This window comes from Fulvivirga aurantia (assembly GCF_009711475.1).
Lineage (GTDB): Bacteria > Bacteroidota > Bacteroidia > Cytophagales > Cyclobacteriaceae > Fulvivirga > Fulvivirga aurantia.
This window is the reverse complement of the sequence record NZ_SMMD01000685.1, coordinates 1-5,626: the sequence shown is the minus strand read 5'-3', so window position 1 is coordinate 5,626 and position 5,626 is coordinate 1. Positions and strand designations below refer to the sequence as shown.

Genomic DNA, 5,626 nt, shown 5'->3' with positions numbered 1-5,626 from the left:
ACGTATTTGAAGATTTCTTTCCGGTTGATGATCCTGACCTCACCTACTATCAGGAATTCAAACAAATGTTTGATAATGACAACGACTACCTATTAGTCGGCATTATTAACTCTCCCACAATATTCGAAAAAGACTTTCTCACCAGCCTTGATAGTTTAAGTAATGAACTGCAAGATATCCCAGATGTCTTAGCCGTAAACGCACTTACCACGATTGAGCGACCCGTAATTAGTCCGGCAGGGCTTTTTAAAATACCGATGATTCACCCTTATGAGCCTGAGAGATACGATGCAGACAGTACGCGTATCTACAAAGACGAGCTGCTGACAGAGTCACTGGTGAGTACCGATGGCAAAGCCACAGCTATTTTGGTAAGGCATGGTACGCTCAAGACTAAAGAAAACGCTGATGATTTGGTAATAAACGTTCAAAATGCCCTGGCACCCTATGGTTTCGAAAAAGTTTACCTCGCTGGTAAAACCTATGCCCAGGGTGTGTTTGTAGAGAAAATGCAGTGGGAGCTTATGCTGTTTTTGTCGGCTTCAATTTTATTGGTTATCGTTTTTCTTGCTTTCGCCTATAGAAGCTGGTGGGGCGTAATCATACCCCTCACCGTTGTGCTCCTCTCTACCATCTGGATATTAGGATTAATGGGCCTTACAGGCAAAACACTTGATATTCTAATGGTGCTTCTACCCACTATCATGTTTGTGGTGGGTATGTCAGACGTGGTTCACATCATGACCAAGTACATTGAGCAACTCAGAATAGGTGTTACCAAACAAAAAGCGATTGAAGTAACATTTAAAGAGGTCGGAGTGGCCACCTTTTTAACTTCTCTTACTACATCCATTGGCTTTCTTACTTTACTAACTGCCAGCATTGCGCCTATCAAAGAGTTTGGACTTTATACGGCCATAGGTGTATTTATGGCCTTTATTGTCGCCTTTACTCTTCTACCATCTTGTCTGGTATTTTTAAGAAAACCCAAGGTGTCAGAAAAACTTACCAATAGATCAGCCTGGTTTGGCTCTTTGAGTAAAGCTTTCATATTTGTCCTGCGCAAGGGAAAACTGATTATTGCAATTAATATCATTCTGACAGCGCTTGCTGTATATGGTGTCTCTCAAATTGTAATTAATACTTACCTGATAGAAGACCTTCCTAATGATGCGCCTTTGAAGCAGTCATTTTTATTTTTTGATGAGAATTTTGGCGGGTCTCGCCCATTTGAAGTAACTGCCGAGGTGCAAAATGGAAGAAAGGTTTTTGATAAAGATGTACTAGAAGAAATCGATAAAGTGGCTGAATACATGCGCTATGATTTTTACGCTGGTAATATTATCTCACCCGGAACCATCATGAGGGGTGTAAATCAAGCCATCAATGGAGGTGTCAGCAATCAATTTAAGCTACCTGAAGATGATCGTGACTGGAAGAAAGCCATGAGATACATCAACAGAATGGATAATGAAGAATATTCCTTTAAGCTGACTGCTAAGGATGGAACAGTCGGCCGAATAACCGCAAGAGTTGGTGATATAGGCAGCAATTTATCTTTGCAACGAACTGAAGATCTGAAACAGTTTATCGCTGCAAGTACTGATGCTGACTTAGTGAAATTTAAAGTTACAGGCACATCTAACCTTATCGATAAAAACAACGAATACTTATCGAGAAATATGTTTCAGGGCTTGGCAATAGCATTTGGAGTAGTTGCTTTAATTGCTGGCGTTATGTTCAAATCTTTGAGAATGATACTAATAACGCTAATCCCTAATATGATACCTCTGGTAATTGTAGCAGGTATAATGGGAGCTTTTGGAATTACCCTCAAGTTAAGCACTTCGATAATTTTCACTATAGCTTTTGGCATAGCCGTAGATGACACCATTCATTTTATAAGTAAACTTAAGATCGAGTTAAGAAAAAAGAAACCACTTCTCTACGCACTTAAAAGAACGTTTCTCTCCACTGGTAAGGCTATTACGGTCACTAGTTTAATTCTTTCAGGAGGCTTTCTCACACTGCTTTTATCATCATTTGGTGGTACTTTTTACACCGGTCTTCTTATAAGTTTAACGCTTATTTTTGCCTTAGTTATCGATCTTACCTTACTTCCTGTATTGATATTATACTTCTTCAAAAACAAGACTAAATAGGTTGCGTTAAGACAGATATGAAGCGCTTATTTGGCATTCTGACCATCCTTTTACTTGTAACAATCTTACTGGCACTTACCATTGAAGATAAGGCTCAAACCAAAGTAGGTGGTGTGAGTTTTGTAGCTCCTCCCCGACCTATCACGATTGATGATATGGAAAACATTAAGCGTGTAAATGCTGGTTGGGTGGCTATCATACCTTATGCATTTTCAAGACAATCTCAACCAGAAGTCAATTTTAATTATGAAAGACAATGGTGGGGTGAAAAAGTGGAAGGCAGCATCGAAACCATTAAAATGTCACAAGATCTAGGCCTTAAGGTAATGCTTAAACCTCATGTTTGGGTGCGTGGTGAGGGTTGGGCAGGTGATTTTGACCTGCAATCTGACGAGGATTGGCAGAAGTGGGAAACTGATTATACAAAGTACGTATTGACCTATGCGAGAATAGCTGATTCTTTAGACGTTGAGTTGCTGTGCATTGGTACTGAATATCGAAAGGCTGTAGTAAAACGACCTGAATATTGGAAATATCTAATAAAGGAAATCAGAAAAGTATACACTGGTAGGCTTACGTATGCTGCTAACTGGGATAATTTTGAACAAGTAACTTTTTGGGGTGATTTGGATTTTATAGGGATCGATGCATACTTTCCACTTAGCCAAGCAAAAACGCCAATGACATCACATTTAGAAAATGAATGGCAAAAAATCATTCCTTCAATAGAAAGATTGCATAATCAATATGATAAACCTGTATTGTTTACCGAGTATGGTTATCAAAGTATAGATTTCACTACTGGCGGTCACTGGAATTATAATCAGGACACTTTAAACGTAAACCTCGCAGCTCAAATGAATGCCTATGAAGGACTTTATCAGGCCGTGTGGAATGAAGAGTGGTTTGCAGGAGGCTTTCTTTGGAAATGGCATGCTAAATATGCACAATATGGAGGTAACGAATGCAAACGATTCACGCCACAAAATAAGCCTGTAGAATCGCTGATTGGTAAATGGTATGCCAAATAAAAAAGCCCCATACAATGTATGGAGCCTCCTAATGTAGGTGTTACCGAACCTTAATCTAAAGTAACTTCCTCATTATTACCATTTACAGTTATTTCAACCTTTCTATCACATTCACCATCACCAAAATCCATGATGATTGTCTTATTATCTGTCGTGATTACTTTGGTACCAGCTACAGGTATTCTGGCTCTTCGACTAAATCTGCATGATCTCTTATACACCAAAGTGTCTGTGATAACCATGTCATAATTCACACCTCTCCTAGTTTTACCGTTTGCAGTACCTGTTACATGGTGTTCATCGTTTATTGGATTAGCTGCATTTACCCAAACCCTTACTTTGTCTACTTCTCTGGTGGCATCAGTGCCATCTGGCCAGGTAATTTTACCACCAACTAACGTGATGTGGAAAGTCGGGTAGTCTTCAATTGACTCAGAAATGTTTTCTAATTTTCTCACACCTTCAATGGCTATGTCATTGATTGAATATCCTTCCAAACTAATCATTACGAAAGAACCAGGTATTAATCTGCCTTTTTGATATTCGATAATTACTTTACCTTTTCTCACATTGCCCTTTTTGTCTTCACATCCATCGCCAAAATCAATTGTGATTTTACCAGCTGATTTGTCGCCTTCAAAGGTTACTGTACCACAAAAGCGATCAGAGTCAGGCGTATCCTCTGTGATTCGGCCACCGCTATTATCTGCGGCCTGCAAGCTTACCAAAGCCATATCGTCTACGTCTTCATACACAGCATCAATGTCTGCCTCACTAATTGCTTCAGTTTCTGCTTCATCGGAAACCAAACCAATGTCTTCTTCGTTGTCACACGAAGCCAAAAATAAACCGGAAAAGGCTATAGCAAATAGCCAGTTTTTGTTCGTCAATAATTTCAAGATCGTTTTCATAATTCTATATGTTTTCGTTTCATTTGCCCTTTGATTAAATCGAAAGCAAAAGGTTTAAAACAGAGAGAAAAAAATTATGTCAAGTCAGTCTTTAGCAGACATTTTAGAGAAAAATCAGGAGCAATTTGCTGCCGTTACCCCGTACGATTTAAATAAGGAAAATGTCGTTATTTTCGATCTTACAAGTAAAAATGAGCAATTAAACCAACTCGATCTCAATGACGAAGAGGCGTTTACCAACTATATTTTCGATAGGTTGAAAAATAATAAGGTAGATGTCGGTATTGGAAAATATGATGAGGACAGGCAAATTTACAAACGCAGTGAAGTTTTCTCAGGCAGCAAGGTACGCAGTATACATTTGGGCATAGATATCTGGGCTGTAAACGGAACGCCTGTTTTTGCCCCACTTCCGGGGAAAGTACATAGTTTTAAAAATAATAATGCTCATGCTGATTACGGACCTACCATAATATTACAGCATGAGTTGGAGGGCATTCAATTTTTTACGCTTTACGGACATTTAAGCGTTCAATCTTTGGGTGATAAAACGATCGGTCAGGAAGTAGGTAAAGGTGAGCAGATCGCAACGCTAGGTTCTTATGAAGAAAACGTACATTGGCCACCTCATTTACACTTTCAGGTCATCGATAACATGGACAATCATTTTGGTGATTACCCCGGAGTGGCGGCAAAATCTGACAGGTACAAGTACATAAAGCATTGTCCTGATCCCAACCTTATTTTAGGAATAAAAGCGCTTAATAAAACTGTTAGCTAGCCTGTTTTACGACTTCAATCGGGCAGCTAACCTTAATTAGCTTTTCATCCCGACCAACGCAAAATAGATCGCCCACAGTATGTGAACCGTTGATGCCCACAACAATAAGATCGATTTTATGGTCTTTAAGATACTTTTTAATTCCCTTTTCAAAATTCGCCACCTGTATTTTGCTATTAATCTTCACTCCTCGTCTATCTACTTCTGTAAGAAGTGAAGATAGCTTTGCCTCATGCTCTCTAAGCAAATTAAGTGTGTGGTCTAGTTGAATTTCCAGAGGGCCCGATTTGATTGGTGCAATAATATTGACCAAGTGTAACTCAGCATCTCTTTCTATAGCAATCGAGATTGCCTTTTCTACCCCCGCTACCGATGCCTTTGTGAAATCGATAGGAACCATTATTTGTTCCATAGCTTTGTAGTTTTATTGAAAAAAAAGAGTCATGCCAATTCTGTAGACACGACTCAAGTTAAAGAAATTTATTTGTCAGATGCAAATGCAGTAAACATCCAGTGACTTTTTTCCATTTCTTTAATAAAAGAATTGATCATATCCTCAGTCCCGACATCACCTACATCTATAGCTGCATCAGCCACATTTATCATGTGTGATAGTAGTGTTTCATAGTCTTCTAAAATTTCCTGCACCATCTCCATACTAGTCAGATCAGTTCCAGTCTCTTTGATTTCAGAAGTTTCTAAATACTCTCTAAGTGTGCTCATGGGTGTGTAGCCAAACAC

General features: G+C 39.0%; 6 protein-coding genes. 3 read left to right on the top strand and 3 right to left on the bottom strand.

Going from position 1 to position 5,626, the window contains the following annotated elements; genetic code table 11:
• Together E1176_RS07350 and E1176_RS07345 are read left to right on the top strand one after the other, a co-directional pair.
• On the top strand, positions 1 to 2,162 hold a 2,162-nt coding region (locus tag E1176_RS07350; protein WP_155209958.1), incomplete at its 5' end, for an efflux RND transporter permease subunit.
• Positions 2,163 to 2,179: 17 nt separating this feature from the next.
• Positions 2,180 to 3,193, top strand: a complete 1,014-nt coding sequence (locus E1176_RS07345) for a glycoside hydrolase family 113 (RefSeq protein WP_155209957.1) — start codon at positions 2,180 to 2,182, stop codon at positions 3,191 to 3,193.
• A gap of 50 nt (positions 3,194 to 3,243) precedes the next feature.
• On the opposite strand, the gene E1176_RS07340 is transcribed toward E1176_RS07345, so the two are convergent.
• Positions 3,244 to 4,104, bottom strand: a complete 861-nt coding sequence (locus E1176_RS07340; RefSeq protein ID WP_155209956.1) for a hypothetical protein — start codon at positions 4,102 to 4,104, stop codon at positions 3,244 to 3,246.
• Positions 4,105 to 4,180: 76 nt separating this feature from the next.
• Between E1176_RS07340 and E1176_RS07335 the strand changes: the two genes are divergently transcribed.
• Positions 4,181 to 4,885, top strand: a complete 705-nt coding sequence (locus E1176_RS07335; RefSeq protein WP_155209955.1) for a peptidoglycan DD-metalloendopeptidase family protein — start codon at positions 4,181 to 4,183, stop codon at positions 4,883 to 4,885.
• Here E1176_RS07335 and E1176_RS07330 read toward each other — a convergent pair.
• Together E1176_RS07330 and E1176_RS07325 are read right to left on the bottom strand one after the other, a co-directional pair.
• The gene (locus E1176_RS07330; RefSeq protein WP_155209954.1) at positions 4,878 to 5,297 is read right to left on the bottom strand and encodes a universal stress protein; all 420 of its coding nucleotides are present in this window, start codon (positions 5,295 to 5,297) and stop codon (positions 4,878 to 4,880) included. The genes E1176_RS07335 and E1176_RS07330 overlap by 8 nt on opposite strands.
• Before the next feature lie 68 nt (positions 5,298 to 5,365).
• On the bottom strand, positions 5,366 to 5,626 hold a 261-nt coding region (locus tag E1176_RS07325), incomplete at its 5' end, for a Dps family protein (protein ID WP_185152686.1).

Coding starts and splice junctions, on each gene's coding strand:
- E1176_RS07335 (WP_155209955.1), top strand. CDS start 4,181: ATGTCAAGTCAGTCTTTAGCAGACATTTTAGAGAAAAATCAGGAGCAA.
- E1176_RS07330 (WP_155209954.1), bottom strand. CDS start 5,297: ATGGAACAAATAATGGTTCCTATCGATTTCACAAAGGCATCGGTAGCG.
- E1176_RS07345 (WP_155209957.1), top strand. CDS start 2,180: ATGAAGCGCTTATTTGGCATTCTGACCATCCTTTTACTTGTAACAATC.
- E1176_RS07340 (WP_155209956.1), bottom strand. CDS start 4,104: ATGAAAACGATCTTGAAATTATTGACGAACAAAAACTGGCTATTTGCT.